The following is a 21,272-nucleotide window of genomic DNA, read 5'->3' as shown; positions in this document are numbered from 1 at the left end:
TTGGATTGTGTTTTTGCTAGCCTGATTCTAAAGCCCCCCTTACTTGAATATTTTAGTAGAAACCAACTTTTGTTTACGAAACCATTTTAAGCTATGAAAATTGCAGTTGTAGGAACTGGTTACGTGGGACTCGTGACCGGCACCTGCTTTGCCGAAACCGGCAACCAGGTTACCTGTATTGACATCGACCAACGCAAGGTCGAAAAACTCAACAATGGCATCATCCCCATCTACGAACCCGGTCTGGATGTCCTCTTCAACCGCAACACCGCCGAAGGACGCCTGAAGTTTACGACCAACCTGGCCGAAGGCATCGAAGGCGCCGAGGTCATCTTCCTGGCCCTGCCCACTCCGCCGGGTGAAGACGGATCGGCCGACCTGAAATACATCCTCAAAGTGGCCGGCGATCTGGGCCAGATCATGAAAGAATACGCCGTCATCGTCGACAAGAGCACCGTGCCGGTGGGCACCGCCGAGAAAGTCCACGAGTACATCTCGCTGGCGGCTCAGGTGGAGTTTGATGTGGTGTCCAACCCCGAGTTTCTGCGCGAAGGCGTGGCCATCGAAGACTTCATGAAACCCGACCGCGTGGTGATCGGCACGCAGTCGGAGCGGGCCAAGGCCATCATGACCAAGCTTTACGCTCCGCTGGTGCGCCAGGGCAACCCCGTTATCTTCATGGACGAGCGCTCGGCGGAGATGACCAAGTACGCGGCCAACTCGTTTCTGGCCGTCAAGATCAGCTTCATGAACGAGATTGCCAACCTGTGCGAGAAGGTAGGAGCCAACGTCGATGATATCCGCCGGGGCATCGGCACCGACAGCCGGATCGGCAAGCGGTTTTTGTTTGCCGGCATTGGCTACGGGGGCAGCTGCTTTCCCAAGGACGTGCAGGCGCTGGCCAAGACCTCTGAGGAGTACGCCTACGACTTCAAGATCCTCAAGTCGGTCATGGAGGTCAACGCTCAGCAGAAGACCAAGCTGTTGCCGGTGATCAACCAGCACTTCAACGGGGATCTGCAGGGCAAGACGATTGCGGTGTGGGGGCTGGCCTTCAAGCCCTACACGGATGACATCCGGGAGGCCCCGGCCCTGGAGAACATCCAGGCGCTGCTGGCGGCCGGAGCCAAGGTGACGGCCTATGATCCGGAAGCCATGGAGAACGTCAAGCAGGTGCTGGGCAACCAGATCACCTATGCCCACACCTCGTATGCGGCCCTGGACGATGCCGATGCGCTGGTGATCATGACCGAGTGGCCGATGTTCCGCACGCCGGAGTTTGGCAAGATGGCTTTGCTGTTGAAGAACAAGGTGATCTTCGATGGTCGCAACCTCTACGAGCTGGATCAGATGAAGGAGTTGGGTTACACCTACTACAGCATCGGACGGGAAGCCATCGGTACGGATGTGAAGCAACCCGCCTAAGTAAAACAGATTCGAAACCGCATTTCATAAACCTCAATCAGGAGTGAATCAAGACGCAAAAATCTACGTAGCGGGTCACCGGGGCATGGTGGGCTCCGCGCTGGTGCGCAACTTGCAACGCCGAGGCTACCAGAACCTGGTCACCCGCACCTCGGCCGAGCTGGACCTGCGCAACCAGGCAGCCGTCGCCGACTTCTTTGCCGACCAACGGCCCGACTACGTGCTGCTGGCAGCGGCCAAAGTGGGCGGCATCTGGGCCAACAACCGCTACCGGGCCGACTTTTTGTATGACAACCTGCTGATTGAGGCTAACATCATCCACAGCGCCTACCAGTTTGGGGTCCAGAAACTGCTGTTTCTGGGCTCCTCCTGCATCTACCCCAAGCTGGCCCCCCAGCCCCTGAAGGAAGACTACCTGCTGAGCGGCTACCTGGAAGCCACCAACGAGCCCTACGCCATCGCCAAGATTGCCGGCATCAAGCTCTGTGAAGCCTACCGCAGCCAGTACGGCTGCAACTTCATCTCGGCCATGCCCACCAACCTCTACGGCCCCAACGACAACTACGATCTGAACGGTTCGCACGTCTTGCCGGCGCTGATCCGCAAGTTTCACGAGGCTAAACTCCACGGCGAGCCGGTGGTGGAAGTGTGGGGCACGGGCTCCCCGCGCCGGGAGTTTCTGCACGCCGATGACCTGGCCGACGCCTGCGTGTTCCTGATGGAAGGCTACAACGAGGAGCTGTTTGTCAACATCGGCACCGGCCAGGATGTGACGATCCGGGAGCTGGCCGAACTGGTCAAACAGACCGTGGGCTTCGAAGGAGAACTGCGCTGGAATCCGGACAAACCCGATGGCACGCCCCGCAAGTTGATGGATGTGTCGCGGCTGCACCACCTGGGCTGGCAGCACCGCATCGACCTGTCAGCAGGCATTGCCGCTACCTACCAGGATTTCCTGGCTAACCAGGAGGTATACGTTTAGGATCTATACAACATGAATTACGATTATCTATGAAAAAAGCATTAATTACGGGCATTACGGGCCAGGATGGCACCTACCTGGCCGAACTCTTACTGGAGAAGGGCTACGAAGTGCACGGCATCAAACGCCGGAGCTCGCTGTTCAACACCCAGCGCATCGACCATCTCTACGAGGATCCCCACGAGCAAAACGTGCGCTTCAAGCTGCACTTCGGCGATTTGTCGGACTCGACTAACATCATCCGCATCATCCAGGAGGTGCAGCCCGATGAGATCTACAACCTGGGGGCCATGTCGCACGTGCGGGTGAGCTTCGACGAGCCCGAATACACGGCCCAGGTCGACGGGATCGGCACGCTGCGCATCCTGGAAGCGGTGCGGCTGCTGGGGCTGAGCCAGAAGACGCGCATCTACCAGGCCTCCACCTCGGAGCTCTACGGTGGGGTGCAGGGCCACGCCCAGTCGGAGCTGACGCCGTTCTACCCGCGTTCGCCTTATGCGGTGGCCAAGCTCTACGGCTACTGGATCACGGTCAACTACCGGGAGGCATACGGCATGTATGCCTGCAACGGGATTCTGTTCAACCACGAGTCGCCCTTGCGGGGGGAGACGTTTGTGACCCGCAAGATCACCCGGGCGGTGGCTCGGATTGGCTTGGGTCTGCAGGAGAAGGTGTTTCTGGGCAACATCGATTCGCTGCGGGACTGGGGCCATGCCAAGGACTATGTGGAAGCGATGTGGCTGATCTTGCAGCAGGAGCGGGCCGAGGACTTTGTGATTGCCACGGGGGTGACGACCACCATCCGGGACTTTGTCAAGATGGCTTTTGCCGAAATTGGCGTGGAGCTGGCCTTCCAGGGGGAGGGTGTCCACGAGAAGGCGTACGTGGTCAGTGCCCGTGATCCGGACTTTCCGGTGGCGGTGGGTCAGGAAGTGCTCAGCATCGACGAGCGGTATTTCCGTCCGACGGAGGTGGACTTGTTGTTGGGGGATCCGACCAAGGCCATGACGCAGTTGCAGTGGCAGCCCAAGTATGATCTGGCGGGTCTGGTCAAGGACATGATGCAGTCGGATGTGGCCTTGTTCCGGCGGGATCAGCTGCTGGCTGAGCAAGGTCACCTGATGCCCAATTACTTTGAATAGCAAATGACTGCCTTATAATCACTGGTCGGTTGGCCGATCTGAATTGCTGGCTCGTCAAAACCAGTCGACTGGTTTTGACGAGCCTTTTTATTCTCATTGATAGTCGGAGTTGAATAGGGTAATTATTAGATTATTTATTTTGTCTGATAAATGATGCATAGTTATTCTTTTTTATTCTTTATAGTATGATATAATGACGATTGAAGGGGAAGGGATAAGATGAATTTGTCTGATAAATAGGGTGGAATTGAACTTGAAAAACTGCTCTTACAATCTTGATACCGATAAAATCTGAAATTATTTTTATTTCTGTGATAGGCGCTTCTTAATAATTAAGCCTTTTTTCGGTTTTTAAAATGCAAGTTGCCATGTAACATCTACTCAATGAAAGTTAAATCGGTTAATCAGACGAAATCATTCACCCAAATTAATACCACTTCTACAGCTTCACTTAAATTTTATATAATCTACAGCTAGACTTATTTTTGTATACTCAAGCAATTGATAAAGATTGGTCAATAAGTTAGTTGGCAGTTGGAATCATAAATGCTTACCACAGATAGATTAATTTGAATAGAATGCTCAATCAATGGCAGATTTTTAATTTTTTATTAATGTAATTAAAGTAAGAAAAATTTATACAATGGATAATATTTATTTTACGGAATCGGCTAGTAGTTACTTACTTTTAATAGTGAATATTTATAATACGGCATGAGCATAAATGATATGTTTATTGTTGGTTTTTTATATATTAAAAGGTTTTATTTTTTTCGATAAGTTATTAATAATCAATAAAATACACATGATTGAGTTGGGCAAAGTTAATCTTTGTATGATTTTTATGCTGTTCGTTAATTATATACGGGCTTATTTTTTTTTTACTAAATGGCCAGTTTAGTTGTTTGTGCAATTAAAGTAATCGTGAAAATTACCGGATTTGTCATTTTCACACAGTATAAAAATTACCTATAAATTACTTTACTTTACCGTCAGCAGTAGATTAGTAAAGTATTGGTAATTCAACTCCCCAAGAAAAATCATATCGCAACGAAAGTTGCGTTTAAGGAGTCACTCTAACAAAAGTAACGGTCCGGACCGGGATCAACACAAAAGCCCGTACGTACTTAAAAAGAAAGAGAACACCAGTAAGGTGACCAGTGAGCAGCTAAAAAACTCCAAATTCAATTTTACGGCCAGCCTTTTACAAGAAAGTAATAAGGGGGCGCGACTGGCGATTTCCGCGGCTTTAAAAAACCCGACCTCGTTGCAGTTTGGCCCCGATGGTCGGCTTTACGTTTCCCAGAAAAACGGTCAGCTCAAGATTTTTACGATCGTTAAAAACGGTCCTAATAATTACGCAATTGCGAGTCAGGAAACCATTACGTTAATCAACGGGATTCCAAACCACAACGACGATGGCAGCCTGGCCACGAGCGTAACCGTCCGGCAAGTGACCGGATTGGTCGTAACGGGAACGGCCGCCAATCCAGTTCTTTACGTCAGCTCCAGCGATAGCCGCGAAGGCGGTCCCGAGGGCGATCTCAACCTGGATACCAACTCTGGGATCATTTCGAAGCTGACAAAAACCCCAACCGGTTGGGATAAAGTTGACCTGGTGCGGGGCTTACCGCGTTCGGAGGAAAATCATTCCATTAATGGGATGCAGTTGGATGGTTCAACTTTGTATTTAGCTTCAGGAGGAATCACCAATGCGGGCTCTCCATCTAATAATTTTGGATTTACACCCGAGTACGCCCTAACAACAGCCATCCTTTCTATTGACCTGGCGGCCATCGAAGCCATGCCCATACAGGGAACCGGCCCTAACAAATACAAATACGACCTGCCGACCCTTGATGACCCCGATCGGCCCGGCAATCCCGATGCTAATGACCCTTTTGGTGGTAACGACGGTTTAAATCAGGCCAAGATTGTGCCGGGTGGTCCGGTGCAGGTGTTTGCCACGGGTTTCCGCAATGCCTATGATTTGGTCATTACCAAATCCCGCAAAATGTACGTGACCGATAACGGTGCCAACCCGGGCTGGGGAGGGCACCCGGCTAAGGAAGGCGTGGGAACCGCTACCAATGAATATGTTACTGGCGAGCCTGGTTCAACCAAAGCCGGTCCGAACGATCCTAAAATAAACAATATAGATGGCTTTCACTATATCGGTGACTTAAGCTCTTATATCTCAGGAACGTATTACGGGGGCCACCCCAACCCAATTCGGGCCAATCCAGCCGGAGCGGGTCTGTATACCCACGCCAACGGCGTGGGCGTTTGGCGTAACAGCACCACCGGTGCCAGCCCGCTACCAGTCGACTGGCCACCGGTGCCGGTTAATATGGCGCACCCCATTGAAGGTGATTTTCAGAATCCGGGCGAGACTAATAATGCCCTGCTGACCTTTAACAGTTCGTCCAACGGGATCACGGAGTACACGTCTTCGTTGTTTAATAATGCCTTAAAGGGCCACCTGCTCATTGCTTCGTTTGACGGAAATGTTCAGAACGTAACGCTAACGGCCGACGGTACAGGAGTTCTCAACTCACGCGGGGCCAAAAGAAGCAACTTGGATATGCCGTTTGCTTCGAACTTTGGTTCGCAGCCGCTGGACATTACCGCCCAGGGCGACAACGACATTTTTCCGGGGACGGTCTGGGTGGTGTGCTACCTGCAAAGCAACATCTACGTGTTTGAACCGGAAAACACTTCGGGCGAGTGCGTGGCCGCTTATAGCACAACGTACGATGATGACGGCGACGGCTACAGCAACGCCGACGAAATTGACAACGGCAGCAACCCCTGCTCATCGGCCAGCCGGCCCAGTGATGCCGACGGGGATTTGCTCTCGGATTTGAACGACCCCGATGATGACAACGACGGAATAAACGATGACGTCGATTATTTTGCGCTGGATGCCAGCAACGGAACCACCACCAACCTGCCCATTCGGTACGAACTCTTCAACGGTGATCCGGGAACGGGCTTGTTTGGTCTGGGCTTCACGGGCTTGATGCTGCCGAAACAACCCGGTATTACGTATCGGGATCTGTTTGATGAGCAAAATCTGGTAGCCGGTGGTGCCGTTGGCGCTTTTTCGGTTAACAACACGACGCCCGGCGATGCCCACGGTACGCAGAACAACCAGGAAAACGGCTTCATGTTCGGTGTCAACACGACCACCAGCACGGGACCGTTTACGTTACAAACCCGGTTGCTGGGACCTTACTTCAACGATCAGACTCCGCAGTATTGGCAGGCGCTGGGGACGTTCATCGGTACCGGTGATCAGGATAACTACCTGAAAATGACGCTGGGTGCCGACGGTGGCGCGGGTGGCGTTGACATTGTTTATGAGAACAACGGTGTCGTCGTTTCAAACCATACGTATTCGCTGCCGGGCGGAAAACCGTCTACCACGATGGACCTGTATCTGGCGGTCAATCCGGTGACGGGCATGGTGCAGCCCAAGTACTCCAAGGACAATGGTCCGGTAACGAACCTCGGTCCGGCCATTCAGGTGAGCGGTTCGTTACTGGAAGCCATTCAGGGACCACCGGCTCTGGCAATCGGTATTCTTTCAACCTCGGTGGGGTCAACGCCCTTCACGGCGGCCTGGGATTTTATCCGCGTTACGCAAGATGTGCCGACCAATACCGCTCCCGTGCTGACGGTAATCGGGAACAAAAATGTTAGTGTTGGTCAAACGCTGACCTTTACGGCTCAGGCCACCGACAACGATGTGCCCGGCCAGGTACTGACCTATAGTGTCACCGGGCCGACGGGGGCTACCATCAACGCCAGCACCGGCGCCTTTACCTGGACCCCGACGACCACCGGCACCTACAGCCTGACGGTCAAAGTAACCGACAGTGGCTCACCCGCCCTGTCGGCCCAGGAAGTAGTTACCGTAACGGTTAATCCCGCGCCGGGTATCCGGGTAAACGCGGGCGGACCGGCGTTTACCATGACGGACGGTCGCCAGTTTACGACTGATACGTATTTCAGCGGGGGTGGCACCACGAACGCGGGGGCCGTACCAATTGACAATACTGTCGATGATGCTCTTTATCAAACCGAACGGTACGGTAATTTTAGTTATGACGTGCCGGTAAGCAACGGCTATTATAACGTCACGCTGCACTTTGCCGAAACCTACTCCAAAGTGATTGACGGCACGACCACCCGCAAGTTCAACGTCGATGCTGAGGGCGTACGCCGACTGACCGAATATGACATTGCCCAGGAAGCGGGCGGCACCTTGAAAGCCGTGCAGAAAACCATCGGTGTCAGTGTAACCGACGGTATCCTGAACCTGGCGTTCAGTCAGGGATCTTCCCAAAATCCGAAGGTCAACGCCATTGAGATTGTGGCCGGCACCCCGCCCCCCAATCAGGCCCCGGTGCTGGCTTCCATCAGCAGCCAGACCGTGACGCTGGGCCAGACCGTGAACCTGACGGCTCAGGCGACGGATGGCGATTCGCCCGCGCAAACACTAACCTACAGTGTGTCGGGACAATCGTCGGCCACCATCAACCCCACGACGGGCGCTCTGAGCTGGACGCCGACTTCGACGGGAACCTTCAGCCTGACGGTAAAAGTAACCGACAACGGTTCGCCGGCGCTTTCCGATCAGAAAGTAGTGACGGTTATCGTCAACAGTCCGGCGGGTAACGGTCAGCAGATGGTAAGCTACAGCCTGATGAATGCCGATACCGAGCAGGAAATCAAGGTAATAACCAATGGTGAGCAGTTAAACCTGGCGACGCTTCCTACCCGTAATCTGAACATTCGGGCCAATACGAATCCTAATACCGTGGGGTCCGTTCGGATGGTGCTGAGTGGTAAGCAGGCCAGAACCCAGACCGAGACCGGATTCCCGTATTCGTTGTTTGGGGATAGCAACGGCAACTACAACGCCTGGACCCCCGCGGTGGGCAGCTACAACCTGACGACCACGCCTTACACCGGTGCAGGAGCCAGCGGAACGGCCGGTACGCCCCTGACCGTCAGCTTTACAGTAATAGACCAGGCTCCGCCATCCAATCTGGCGCCGGTACTGGCGTCCATCGGCTCTAAAAACGCTACGGTGGGTAAGCCGCTGACGTTTACGGCCCAGGCGACGGACCCGGATGTTCCCGCTCAGGCGCTGACCTACAGCGTCTCAGGACCGGCGGGGGTAACCATTAACCCCAACACCGGTGCCTTCAGCTGGACGCCGTCGACTACGGGTATCTTTAATTTGACCGTCAAAGTCACGGACAACGGAACGCCCGTACTGTCGGCTCAGGAGACCATCTCCATTACGGTTAATCCGGACGTTCCGGGCATCCGGGTCAATGCGGGTGGACCCATCTACACCACCTTGGACGGCAACCAATTTGTAGCTGACACTTACTTCACTGGGGGAGGAACGAGTAACGCCGGTGCAGTACCCATCGATGCCACGGACGATGATCCTCTCTATCAGACCGAGCGCTACGGCAACTTCAGTTACAATGTGCCGGTGAATAACGGCTACTACAACGTCACGCTGCATTTTGCCGAGACCTTCTCGGGCGTTATCAACGGTACGACCACCCGTAAGTTCAACGTGGATGCCGAGGGCGTGCGCCGGTTGACCGAATACAACATTGCTCAGGAAGCGGGGGGGACGATGAAAGCCGTCCGCAAGACCATTGGTGTCAATGTGACCGACGGTACTTTGAACCTGTCCTTTACGCAGGGCAGTTCCCAGAATCCCAAGGTCAATGCCATTGAGATCGTAGCCGGCACGCCACCACCCAACCTGGCTCCGGTACTGGCTTCGATTAGCAGCCAGACAATCACCTTAGGTCAAAGCCTGACGTTTACGGCCCAGGGCAGTGATGCGGATGTACCGGCTCAGACGCTGACTTACAGCGTGTCAGGCCCGGCATCGGCCAGCATCAACGCCAGCACGGGGGCCTTCACCTGGAAGCCTACCACCACGGGTACGTCTAGTTTCACGGTCAAAGTAACCGATAACGGAACACCGGTCCTGTCGGATCAGAAAGTCTTTACAGTTACCGTAATTCAGGCCCCATTCCCAGCCGGCACACGGATTAGTGCGGGAGGAGTGGCCTACACAGCTGTGGATGGCCGTCCCTTTGTGGCTGATACCTACTTCACCGGGGGTAGCACCGCCAGTGCGGGCAATGTGCCCATCGATGCCACCGAAGATGATCCTCTCTATCAAACCGAACGCTACGGCAACTTCAGTTATGATGTACCGGTGAGCAACGGTTATTACAATGTGGTTCTGCATTTTGCCGAGACTTTCTCAGGGGTCATCAACGGTACGACCACCCGCAAGTTCAACGTGGATGCTGAAGGGGTACGCCGGTTGACCGAGTATGACATCGCTCAGAAAGCGGGTGGGACACTCAAAGCCGTCCAGGAAACGATTGGTGTTTATGTGACCGATGGCACCCTGAACCTGTCCTTCAGTCAGGGTAGCTCCCAGAGCGCCAAGGTCAATGCCATTGAAGTGGTGGCCGGCACACCGCCACCCAACCTGGCGCCGGTGCTGTCGTCGATCGGTAGCCAGACGGTGAGCCTGGGTCAGAGTTTGACCTTTACGGCTCAGGCCAGCGATGCAGATGTACCGGCTCAGACGCTGACTTACAGCGTGTCGGGTCCGGCATCGGCCAGCATCAACGCCAGCACGGGGGCTTTCAGCTGGAAGCCTACCGCCACGGGTACGTTTAGTTTTACAGTGAAGGTAACCGATAGTGGCAGTCCGGCCTTGTCGGCGCAGGAGGTCATCAGTGTGACGGTGGTGCAGCCCCCGTTTGCGGCTGGCACGCGCATCAATGCGGGTGGAGTGGCCTACACGGCTGTGGATGGCCGTCCCTTTGTGGCTGATACCTACTTCACCGGAGGAGGAACGAGTAACGCGGGTGCGGTGCCCATCGATGCCACCGAAGATGATGCTCTCTACCAGACCGAGCGTTATGGTAACTTTAGCTATGATGTACCGGTGACTAACGGCTACTATAATGTGGTGCTGCATTTTGCTGAGACCTTCTCGGGGGTTATCAACGGCACCACCACCCGTAAGTTCAACGTCGATCTGGAAGGCCGCCGGAGACTGACTGAGTATAACATCGCTCTAAAAGCCGGTGGTACGCTCAAGGCCGTTCAGGAAACAGTGGGCGTTTTCGTTACCGATGGCACCTTGAACATTTCCTTTAGCCAGGGAACGTCTCAGAATCCGAAAGTCAATGCCATTGAGATCATCGCGGCTACTCCGCCACCCAACCAGACACCGGTATTAGCCAGCGCGTTACCGGACCAAAATGCGGCAGTTGGAAGTACCTTCAATTATCAATTTGGTGAAAACAGCTTTACGGATCCCGACAATGATGTCTTGATATACACGGCGATCCAGAGCAATAACTCACCCTTGCCCGCCTGGTTAAGCTTTGACGCCACCACGCGCACCTTCAGTGGGGTACCGCCGGTAGGAAGTCCGGCCAGCATCACCGTGAAAGTGACGGCGGATGACGATCGGGGAGGTACGGTCAGCGACAGCTTTGTGATTACCATCACGACGCCGGTATTCGTCGGAACCTGGGAAACCATCGTTCCAACTTCCGGAGCACCAACGGCTCGTCAGGAAGGAGCTTACGTACAGGCGGGTGACAAGTTCTATTTAATGGGTGGCCGGGGTATTAAACCCGTGCAGGTTTACGATCCGGTGGCTCGCACTTGGGTAAATGCTTCCGCAACACCGCTGAACATGCACCACTTCCAGGCCGTTACCATGGATGGGCTTATTTATGCGGTAGGAGTTCTGACCGATAACTATCCGGCCGAACCACCCGTCCCGAATGTTTACATTTACAACCCCAAAACGGATCAGTGGATTCAGGGTCCCGAAATTCCGGCAAACAGACGCCGGGGAGCCGCCGGGATTGCCATTTATAACAATAAAATTTACATAGCGGGCGGTATTACAAACGGTCACAGCGGAGGTTACGTGAATTGGTTTGACGAGTTTGATCCGGCTACCAATACCTGGAAAACGCTGCCCGACGCACCCCGCAGTCGTGATCACTTCCATGCGGCCATTATTGGTGATAAACTGTATGCAGCGGGCGGTCGCCGTACTTCCTACAACACCAATGAGACCTTTACGCTAACCGTACCGGAGGTGGATGTGTATGATTTCACCACGGGCCAATGGTCTACGTTGCCCAACCCGATTCCGACTCCGCGGGCCGGTGTCTCGGTTGTGGCCCTGGACGGAGAATTGGTGGTCATTGGGGGGGAAAGCAGCCAGCCTGCGGCCCATAACGAAACCGAAGCGTTGAACGTCACTACTGGTACCTGGCGGAGATTTGCCAACCTCCAGCAGGGACGGCACGCCACCCAGGCCATTGTTAACAACGGGTCCATCTACACGGTGGCGGGTTCAGCGTCGCAGGGCGGTTCACCCTTACTGTCTTCCCAGGAGGTGTTCTACAAATCAGGACCTACCACGCCATCGGGCACGCCGTTAGCGCAAAGTACATTGACGGCACCTTTGAATGTAACGGTGGGATATGCCGTGCCTAATTCAACCAAGGATACCACGATTACGGTAACGAACAACACGGGTAATCAGGCTATCGTCATTTCAGCACTTTCTATCAGCGGAAGCAGTGAGTTTACGGTTCAGACGCCGTATACCTTACCATTTGTTCTGCCAGTTGGAAAAAGCATTGCGATCAACGTGAAGTTTAAACCCGTGTCGGTTGGTAGTAAAACGGCTACGTTAACCATCACGCATCCGGGTTCTGGCGAGAGCACTACAATTCAGCTTAATGGAACGGGTGTGAATACCATCAATACGGCTCCGGTGCTAACGGCGATTGGCAGCAAAACCGCCACGGTTGGTCAGGCACTGACCTTTACGGCCCAGGCTACGGATGCGAACACACCGGCTCAAACGTTGACTTACAGCGTGTCAGGCCCGGCATCGGCCAGCATCAACGCCAGCACGGGGGCCTTCACTTGGACGCCCACCGCTACGGGTACGGTTAGTCTAACCGTTAAGGTCACTGACAATGGGGTTCCTGTTTTATCAGCGGAAGAAGTCGTTACGGTAACGGTTAAACCGGCTCCCTTCTTGGCTGGTACGCGCATCAACGCGGGAGGAGTGGCTTACACGGCTGTGGATGGCCGACCCTTTGTGGCTGATACCTACTTCACCGGGGGTAGCACCGCCAGTGCGGGCAATGTGCCCATCGATGCCACCGACGATGATGCTCTCTATCAAACCGAACGCTACGGCAACTTCAGCTACAATGTACCCGTAACCAACGGCTACTACAACGTTACGCTGCACTTTGCCGAGACTTTCTCGGGCGTTATCAACGGTACGACCACCCGTAAGTTCAACGTGGATGCCGAAGGTGTGCGCCGGTTGACCGAGTATGACATCGCTCAGAAAGCCGGTGGGACACTCAAAGCCGTCCAGGAAACGATTGGTGTTTATGTGACCGATGGCACCCTGAACCTGTCCTTCAGTCAGGGTAGCTCCCAGAGCGCCAAGGTCAATGCCATTGAAGTGGTGGCCGGCACACCGCCACCCAACCTGGCGCCGGTGCTGTCGTCGATCGGTAGCCAGACGGTGAGCCTGGGTCAGAGTCTGACCTTTACGGCTCAGGCCAGCGATGCGGACGTACCGGCTCAGACGCTGACTTACAGCGTATCGGGTCCTTCATCGGCCAGCATCAACGCCAGCACGGGGGCTTTCAGCTGGAAGCCTACCACCACGGGTACGTTTAGTTTTACAGTGAAGGTAACCGACAGTGGCAGTCCGGCCTTGTCGGCGCAGGAGGTCATCAGTGTGACGGTGGTGCAGCCTCCGTTTGCGGCTGGCACGCGCATCAACGCGGGAGGAGTGGCTTACACGGCTGTGGATGGCCGACCCTTTGTGGCTGATACCTACTTCACCGGGGGTAGCACCGCCAGTGCGGGCAATGTGCCCATCGATGCCACCGACGATGATGCTCTCTATCAGACCGAACGCTACGGCAACTTCAGCTACAATGTACCCGTAACCAACGGCTACTACAACGTTACGCTGCATTTTGCCGAGACTTTCTCGGGCGTTATCAACGGTACGACCACCCGTAAGTTCAACGTGGATGCCGAAGGTGTGCGCCGGTTGACCGAGTATGACATCGCTCAGAAAGCCGGTGGGACACTCAAAGCCGTCCAGGAAACGATTGGTGTTTATGTGACCGATGGCACCCTGAACCTGTCCTTCAGTCAGGGTAGCTCCCAGAGCGCCAAGGTCAATGCCATTGAAGTGGTAGCGGGTACGGCACCGGCTAATCGAGGACCGGTCGTTGCAGCTCCCTTACCAGATCAAAACGCCACGGTGGGCCTCGCATTTAACTACCAGTTTGGTGTAGGCAGCTTCACGGATGCCGATGGGGATGCCCTGACGTACACCGCTAGTCTGGAGAACAATGCAGCTCTGCCCGCCTGGTTAAGCTTTGATGCCAGTACGCGGACGTTCAGCGGTACACCGACCAGTGGTACACCAGCCAGCATCACCGTGAAAGTAACCGCGAACGATGGCAAAGGAGCAACGGTCAGCGACAGTTTCGTGATTACGATCACGACACCTGCTAACACAGCTCCAGTATTGACAGCAATCGGTAGCAAAACCGTTACCGTAGGTCAGACTCTGACGTTTACTGCCCAGGCGACCGATAGCGATGTACCGGCGCAAACACTTACTTATAGTCTGAGCGGCCCGGCATCAGCCAGCATCAATGCCAGCACGGGAGCTTTCAGCTGGACACCGACCACAACGGGTACGTCTAGCTTCACGGTTAAAGTAACTGACAACGGCAGCCCGGCTCAATCGGCTCAGGAGGTCATCAGTGTGACGGTTAATCCGCTACCTTACCAGGCTGGCACGCGGATCAACGCGGGTGGGGTAGCTTACACCGCCGTCAATGGTCGACCTTTTGTGGCTGATACCTACTTTACCGGGGGCAGCACCGCCAATGCTGGCAACGTGCCCATTGATGCGACTGAAGATGATGCTTTGTATCAAACGGAACGCTACGGGAACTTCAACTATGATGTGCCGGTGACCAATGGGTACTACAATGTGGTGCTGCACTTTGCCGAGACCTTCTCGGGGGTTATCAATGGTACGACCACCCGCAAGTTCAACGTGGATGCCGAAGGTGTGCGCCGGTTGACCGAGTATGACATCGCTCAGAAAGCCGGTGGTACGCTCAAGGCCGTCCAGGAGACTATTGGTGTCAATGTGACCGATGGCACGCTGAATTTGTCCTTCAGTCAGGGCAGCTCCCAGAGCGCCAAGGTTAATGCCATTGAAATTATTGCAGCAAGCTCACCAGCGAATCAGCAACCGATTCTGGCCATTGCCTTGCCGGATCAAAACGCTACTGTCGGCACAGCCTTCAGCTACCAGTTCAGTGCGGGCAGCTTCACGGATGCCGATGGGGATGCTCTGACCTACACGGCCAGCCTGGAGAACAATGCAGCTCTGCCGGCCTGGCTGAGCTTCAACGCCAGCAGTCGCACCTTCAGCGGTACACCGACCAGTGCAAACCCCGCCAGTATCACTGTAAAGGTGACGGCGAACGATGGACGAGGAGGTAATGTAAGCGACAGTTTTGTGATCATAATTGGAGCAGCTCAGGCGGCAAATACCGCGCCGGTACTAGCATCCATCGGCAACAAAACCGTTACGCTGGGTCAGCCGCTGAGCTTCACAGCTCAGGCCACCGACAGCGACGTGCCGACTCAAACGTTGACCTACAGCCTGACGGGCCCGGCATCGGCCAGCATCAACGCCAGCACGGGAGCCTTCAACTGGACGCCCACCACAACGGGTACGGTGAGTCTGACCATCAAGGTGACCGACAGCGGTTCGCCCGCTCTGTCGGCGCAGGAAGTCATCACGGTGACAGTCAACACGGCCGCCCCCACCAACCAGCCCCCGGTGGTAGCCACGGCGTTGGTGAATCAAAGCGCCAAAGTGGGCACGGCCTTCAGCTACCAGTTCAGCGCGGGCAGCTTCACGGATGCCGATGGGGATGCTCTGACCTACACGGCCAGCCTGGAGAACAATGCGGCCCTGCCGGCCTGGCTGAGCTTCAACGCCAGCAGTCGCACCTTCAGCGGTACACCCACCAGCAGTACACCGGCCAGTCTGAGTGTGAAAGTGACGGCCAATGATGGTAAAGGTGGCAGTGTCAGCGGCAGTTTTGTGATCAGCATCAGCCCATCTAATACCGCTCCAGTCTTGGCTGCGATTGGTAATAAGATCGTTACGCTGGGTCAGCCGCTGAGCTTCACAGCTCAGGCCACCGACAGCGACGTGCCGACTCAAACGTTGACCTACAGCCTGACGGGCCCGGCATCGGCCAGCATCAACGCCAGCACGGGAGCCTTCAACTGGACGCCCACCACGACGGGTACGGTGAGTCTGACCATCAAGGTGACCGACAGCGGTTCGCCCGCTCTGTCGGCGCAGGAAGTCATCACGGTGACAGTCAACACGGCCGCCCCCACCAACCAGCCCCCGGTGGTAGCCACGGCGTTGGTGAATCAAAGCGCCAAAGTGGGCACGGCCTTCAGCTACCAGTTCAGCGCGGGCAGCTTCACGGATGCCGATGGGGATGCTCTGACCTACACGGCCAGCCTGGAGAACAATGCGGCCCTGCCGGCCTGGCTGAGCTTCAACGCCAGCAGTCGCACCTTCAGCGGTACACCCACCAGCAGTACACCGGCCAGTCTGAGTGTGAAAGTGACGGCCAATGATGGTAAAGGTGGCAGTGTCAGCGGCAGTTTTGTGATCAGCATCAGCCCGGCCAACACGGCCCCGGTGCTGGCCAGCATTGGCAGCAAGACCGCTACGGTCGGTCAAACGTTAAGCTTCACGGCTCAGGCGACCGATAGTGACGTGCCGGCTCAGACGCTGACCTACAGCCTGACGGGCCCGGCATCGGCCAGCATCAACGCCAGCACGGGGGCCTTCAGCTGGACACCCACCACGACGGGTACGGTGAATCTGACCGTAACGGTGACCGACAATGGCAGCCCCTCCATGTCAGCCCAGGAAGTGATTACGGTGACGGTCAGTGCTGCCCCGCAGCAGTCGCAGGCGGTGGTTAGCTTCAGCTTGATGAACGCCACCAGTGATCAGGAGATCAAGGTGATGAGTGATGGGGAGACGGTCAACCTGGCCACGCTGGCTTCGCGCAGCATCAACATCCGGGTTAATACCAACCCCGGTACAGTGGGCTCGGTGCGGATGGTGTTGAGTGGCAAGCAAAGCCGTAACCAGGTTGACAACGGGGTACCCTATGCCCTGTTTGGCGACAGCAACGGCAACTTCAACAACTGGACACCAGCGGTGGGCAGTTACACGCTGACGGCCACGCCATACACGGCCACAGCAGCCGGGGGCACGGCGGGTACTCCGCTGACGATCAGCTTCACGGTCATCGACCAGGCCCCTGTCACCAACTTTGCCCCGGTGCTAACCGCCATCGGCAACAAAACTGTCACGCTGGGTCAAACGCTAAGTTTCACAGCTCAAGCGACGGATAGTGATGTGCCGGCTCAAACGCTGACCTACAGTGTGTCGGGTCCATCGGGTGCCAGCATCAACGCCAGCACGGGGGCCTTCAGCTGGACGCCGACGACCACCGGCACCTTTAGCCTGACAGTGAAGGTAACCGACAATGGTAGCCCGGTTCTGTCTGCGCAGGAAGTCATTAGTGTGACGGTTAATCCGGACCCAGCAGTTCCGCAAAGTGTGGTTAGCTTCAGCTTGATGAACGCCACCAGTGATCAGGAGATCAAGGTGATGAGTGATGGGGAGACGGTCAACCTGGCCACGCTGGCTTCGCGCAGCATCAACATCCGGGTTAATACCAACCCCGGTACAGTGGGCTCGGTGCGGATGGTGTTGAGTGGCAAGCAAAGCCGTAACCAGGTTGACAACGGGGTACCCTATGCCCTGTTTGGCGACAGCAACGGCAACTTCAACAACTGGACACCAGCGGTGGGCAGTTACACGCTGACGGCCACGCCATACACGGCCACAGCCGCCGGGGGCACGGCGGGTACTCCGCTGACGATCAGCTTCACGGTCATCGATCAGGCATCCGGAGCACGTGTCTCGGCGGAAGAGGATGGTGGTCTGCAGGTGGTGTTGTTAGGTAACCCGATTACCAATGATGAGGTAGTAGTAGAAGTGAAGGGAGCCAGCGGTCGTCCGTTGCGAACGCAACTACTGGATGCAAAAGGACAAACGGTAGCTGAGCTTCAACTTCAGGAAGCGACTTCGTTGGAACAGCAACGGTTGTCAGTTAAAGGGCAGGCTGCGGGTATTTTGATTCTTCGAGTCAGTACTCCGGAACAAAGCCGAACCCTGAAGGTGATCAAAACTCACTAACAATTATATTTTACGAATACAAAAACGGTCCAGGAGCATTCCTGGACCGTTTTTGTATTCGTAAAATAGATTGGTTCTGCTTCACTACATTAAATATGGGATTTGATTGCCTTGGGAGCTGTCAGTCGTAATTTTTGATGGTGCCCGAAAGTTGCTTCTCATGTTTTGATTCAGAAAAAAGCCACAAATTAATCCGCATCAGAAGATCGTCATCATCCAGTTCCTGACCACGTTTCTTTAGTGCCGCCAGAAGTTCCGGATCAGCTTTCATTTTAATGCAGACTTTAATGAGTGCGTTGATCAGACTGTTTTTGGTTTTTTGCTGGCTACTGGATAAGCTGGATTTATAGATAGCCGCAACCGTTGCTAGTAAAGCGAGTATTCCGAGGATGATATATTCCATGGTATTGATAGCGATTTAATGGATATATGATATACAAACGTCAATCTATTTTCGAATGTTTTACGGGATATACTCAATCTTTTTATAATTAAAATATGAAGGAATTGGTAAAAAACAGTAGAAATGGTGTTTTTACAAGAAGAAAAAGTTGAAAAGGCGTTTTATCGTCAAACAGGCCCATAAAAGCTAGCAAGAGATTAAGCCGAAAACTATGAAGAAGGAATTTGGTAAAGAATTAAAAAACATCTGATCATCCAATTCTATTTCGGGCGGTTATTACCCAATTATCAGAAATACGATGGGTGTATTTTTGAAGCTTAGAAAGGGGTTTGAAGCAAAAATAACCCACCAAATGTGGACAATTGCCACAAATGATGGGTTTATAACTTTCAGAAAAAAAGGAAAAAGCAGACTTACAAGTTCATCCCGCCGGATACTTCAATTCGTTGGCCGTTGATCCACCGGGCGTCATCTGTACACAAGAAAGCCACGACACCGCCAATATCGTCGGGAAGGCCCGCGCGACCTAAAGCCGTAACACCGGCTACCCACTGGTTCAGTTGAACATTGTCCCGCACTTGGCCTCCGCCAAAGTCCGTCTCAATGGCGCCCGGAGCGACCACATTGACGGTTATTCCTCTAGCACCCAATTCTTTAGCCTGATATCGGGTCAGCATTTCAACGGCGGCTTTCAGCGCTCCGTAGGCCGAAGAGCCAGGAACGGCGAAGCGAGCCAGTCCGCTCGAAACGTTGACAATCCGTCCGCCGTCATTCAGCAGCGGCAAAGCCTTTTGCGTCAGAAAAAATACCCCTTTCAAATGGATATTCGACAGTTGGTCAAACTGTTCTTCGGTGGTTTCAGCAAATGGAGCGTGAATACCGATACCGGCATTATTAATCAGGAAATCGAAACGGTCCGCGCCGAATGTGGTTTCCAGAATAGTTTTTAACTGTTCAAAAAAGCCGTCAAAGCTCCCTACATCACCGGTGTTTAGTTGCAGAAATGCCGCTTTCTGCCCAATTTGTTCGATTTCGTTCACCACCGCCGTTGCTTCATCTTTTTGGCTGTTGTAGGTGAGAATAACGTCAATCCCTTTTTGAGCCAGGCTTAAGGCCATATTTTTTCCCAGACCACGGCTGCCGCCGGTTACCAGCGCAATCTTACTGTTGTTCATCTTTGTTTTGATTGGTTATGATGATACAAAAGTAGAGTGCCTCAAGATTCAGGTGTTTGCAAGCATCAATCCATCATTTGCAAAATTCAAAGTCGCTTAAGCCCGGAAGGCCAGTGGTGCAAAGGAAGTCTGCTTCTTGAAAAAATTGGAGAAGTGGGCTACTTCTTCAAAGCCGAGGGAATGAGCAATTTCGGAGATATTCCAGTCAGTTTGTTTGAGCAGGATTTTCGCTTCCTGTAGAACGCGGCCGCTGATCAGGTCGGTGGTGGTTTTGCCGGTGTTTTCCTTCAAGACTTTGTTGAGGTGGTTGACGTGAACCGCCAGCCGGTCGGCAAAATCCTTCGCCGTGCGCAAGCTTAACCTCTGGTGGGGCGACTCAATCGGGAACTGCCGCTCCAGAAGTTCAATGAACAGCGACGAAACCCGGGCCGACGCATTATGGGTTGGGTATAAGGCCGTTGCGGGTTGCAGCTTCTGGCCAAGATGGATCAGTTCGAGGACGTAATTCCTTAGTAGATCATACTTGTAAGCGTAATTTGAAGACAATTCGTTGTGCATTTTTTTGAATACGTACGATATGTCGTCGGCCTCTTCGTCGGAAAGCAGAAAAATAGGATAACCACCGGGATGATAAATCGGCAGCTCGTCCAATACAACGCCACTTTTACTGTGAAGCAGAAAATCGCTCGTAAAAATGCAGAAATAGCCAAACTGGTCGTCATCCTGCGGTACGTAGTGATAAGGAATTTTCGGGGTTGCAAAAAGCAGCGCGTTTTTTTCGATATCGATAACCTTGTCGGCATATTCAGCCCGATTGCGACCACTGATCAGACTGATTTTATAATAGGCACGGCGGTTATACGGCATAACCGGTTTAGGGTTTTTGCGATTTTGCGCGTGTATCTCGTCAATCTTAAAGACATTAAAATGACCAATTTCCTTGTTGATGCCTTCGGGAATTAACGCAGCCGTATCCTTGTAAAAACTTTCCAGGGTTTTAATCTCCATGACAGGACAAAATTTGCAAGAATCAAATATACGCATTAACAGAGTAGATGCTTCCGGACCGGCCTAATCTGCTATTAACCAGTTGGGGTTTTCTTTATCTACAAGGCATCCCTGCAAAAGAAGTTTCAATGCCTGGACACAGAACTTGCTCGAATATCCATACGGGAGCAGTTTCGTTCAGGAAAGTGATTCTACAAAGCCGATTAATCAGACAAGAGCGGGGTGTTTTATAACCGGTGTCTGCGCTAAGTTGTCATAATTACGAGGTAGAAATTCGAGTAGTGACTTTGAATAATAAGACAAATATTTTCTGTGATGCGGAAGAGAAGCCTTTGCCGTAGGTATAATGCGTTAAAATCTGTTGAATTGTGAAATTATTAAGAAGATTTATTGGCTGGCTGACGACCTGACTAAGCTGGTAAAGTTTGAGGCTTTGTATGGCAATTATGTTATCAGCTAAGTCTTTGTAGATTTGAGAAGATATGTTTTGTTCAATATTCTTTAATGGCGAGAAGGGATAATGTGGATTTGTTTGTCTGATAAATAGGCGGTCCAGGGTAATAAATAAGACATAAGCCTCTATATATCAGAAGATATATTTTTAATATTACTAAAAAAACTGTCTATTTATAGGCGGGTAGATGAGGATAGGTTATATGAAATT

The 21,272-nt window shown here is 53.5% G+C and carries 7 protein-coding genes; 4 read left to right on the top strand and 3 right to left on the bottom strand.

Features of this window, described 5'->3' with window-relative positions; genetic code table 11:
* Positions 1-93 precede the first annotated feature (93 nt).
* The 4 genes from OQ371_RS26230 (at position 94) to OQ371_RS26215 (ending at position 18,022) form a co-directional block, all read left to right on the top strand.
* The gene (locus OQ371_RS26230; protein WP_265991496.1) at positions 94-1,425 is read left to right on the top strand and encodes a UDP-glucose dehydrogenase family protein; all 1,332 of its coding nucleotides are present in this window, start codon (positions 94-96) and stop codon (positions 1,423-1,425) included.
* Positions 1,426-1,468: 43 nt separating this feature from the next.
* Positions 1,469-2,407 (top strand): GDP-L-fucose synthase, encoded by a 939-nt coding sequence (fcl, locus tag OQ371_RS26225; protein ID WP_265991495.1) that lies wholly within the window; start codon positions 1,469-1,471, stop codon positions 2,405-2,407.
* A 29-nt stretch (positions 2,408-2,436) separates the two neighbouring features.
* On the top strand, positions 2,437-3,549 hold the full coding sequence (gmd, locus tag OQ371_RS26220; protein WP_265991494.1) for a GDP-mannose 4,6-dehydratase: 1,113 nt from the start codon (positions 2,437-2,439) through the stop codon (positions 3,547-3,549).
* A 1,267-nt stretch (positions 3,550-4,816) separates the two neighbouring features.
* Positions 4,817-18,022, top strand: coding sequence for a putative Ig domain-containing protein (locus tag OQ371_RS26215; RefSeq protein WP_265991493.1), 13,206 nt, complete (start codon positions 4,817-4,819; stop codon positions 18,020-18,022).
* A gap of 121 nt (positions 18,023-18,143) precedes the next feature.
* On the opposite strand, the gene OQ371_RS26210 is transcribed toward OQ371_RS26215, so the two are convergent.
* From OQ371_RS26210 to OQ371_RS26200, 3 genes are all read right to left on the bottom strand, one after another.
* A complete protein-coding gene (locus OQ371_RS26210; RefSeq protein ID WP_265991492.1) occupies positions 18,144-18,425 on the bottom strand; it encodes a hypothetical protein in 282 nt (93 codons plus the stop codon).
* 413 nt (positions 18,426-18,838) lie between these two features.
* A complete protein-coding gene (locus OQ371_RS26205) occupies positions 18,839-19,600 on the bottom strand; it encodes an SDR family NAD(P)-dependent oxidoreductase (protein WP_265991491.1) in 762 nt (253 codons plus the stop codon).
* 96 nt (positions 19,601-19,696) lie between these two features.
* Positions 19,697-20,608, bottom strand: coding sequence for a helix-turn-helix domain-containing protein (locus OQ371_RS26200; protein ID WP_265991490.1), 912 nt, complete (start codon positions 20,606-20,608; stop codon positions 19,697-19,699).
* Between the last annotated feature and the right edge of the window lie 664 nt (positions 20,609-21,272).

Source organism: Larkinella insperata (assembly GCF_026248825.1).
Classification (GTDB): Bacteria; Bacteroidota; Bacteroidia; order Cytophagales; family Spirosomataceae; genus Larkinella; species Larkinella insperata.
This window is presented reverse-complemented; position numbering and strand designations above follow the sequence as displayed.

Bases quoted from the DNA above. Each gene is read 5' to 3' on its own strand.
- OQ371_RS26230 (WP_265991496.1), top strand. From the start codon at position 94: ATGAAAATTGCAGTTGTAGGAACTGGTTACGTGGGACTCGTGACCGGC.
- gmd (WP_265991494.1), top strand. From the start codon at position 2,437: ATGAAAAAAGCATTAATTACGGGCATTACGGGCCAGGATGGCACCTAC.
- OQ371_RS26210 (WP_265991492.1), bottom strand. From the start codon at position 18,425: ATGGAATATATCATCCTCGGAATACTCGCTTTACTAGCAACGGTTGCG.
- OQ371_RS26205 (WP_265991491.1), bottom strand. From the start codon at position 19,600: ATGAACAACAGTAAGATTGCGCTGGTAACCGGCGGCAGCCGTGGTCTG.
- OQ371_RS26200 (WP_265991490.1), bottom strand. From the start codon at position 20,608: ATGGAGATTAAAACCCTGGAAAGTTTTTACAAGGATACGGCTGCGTTA.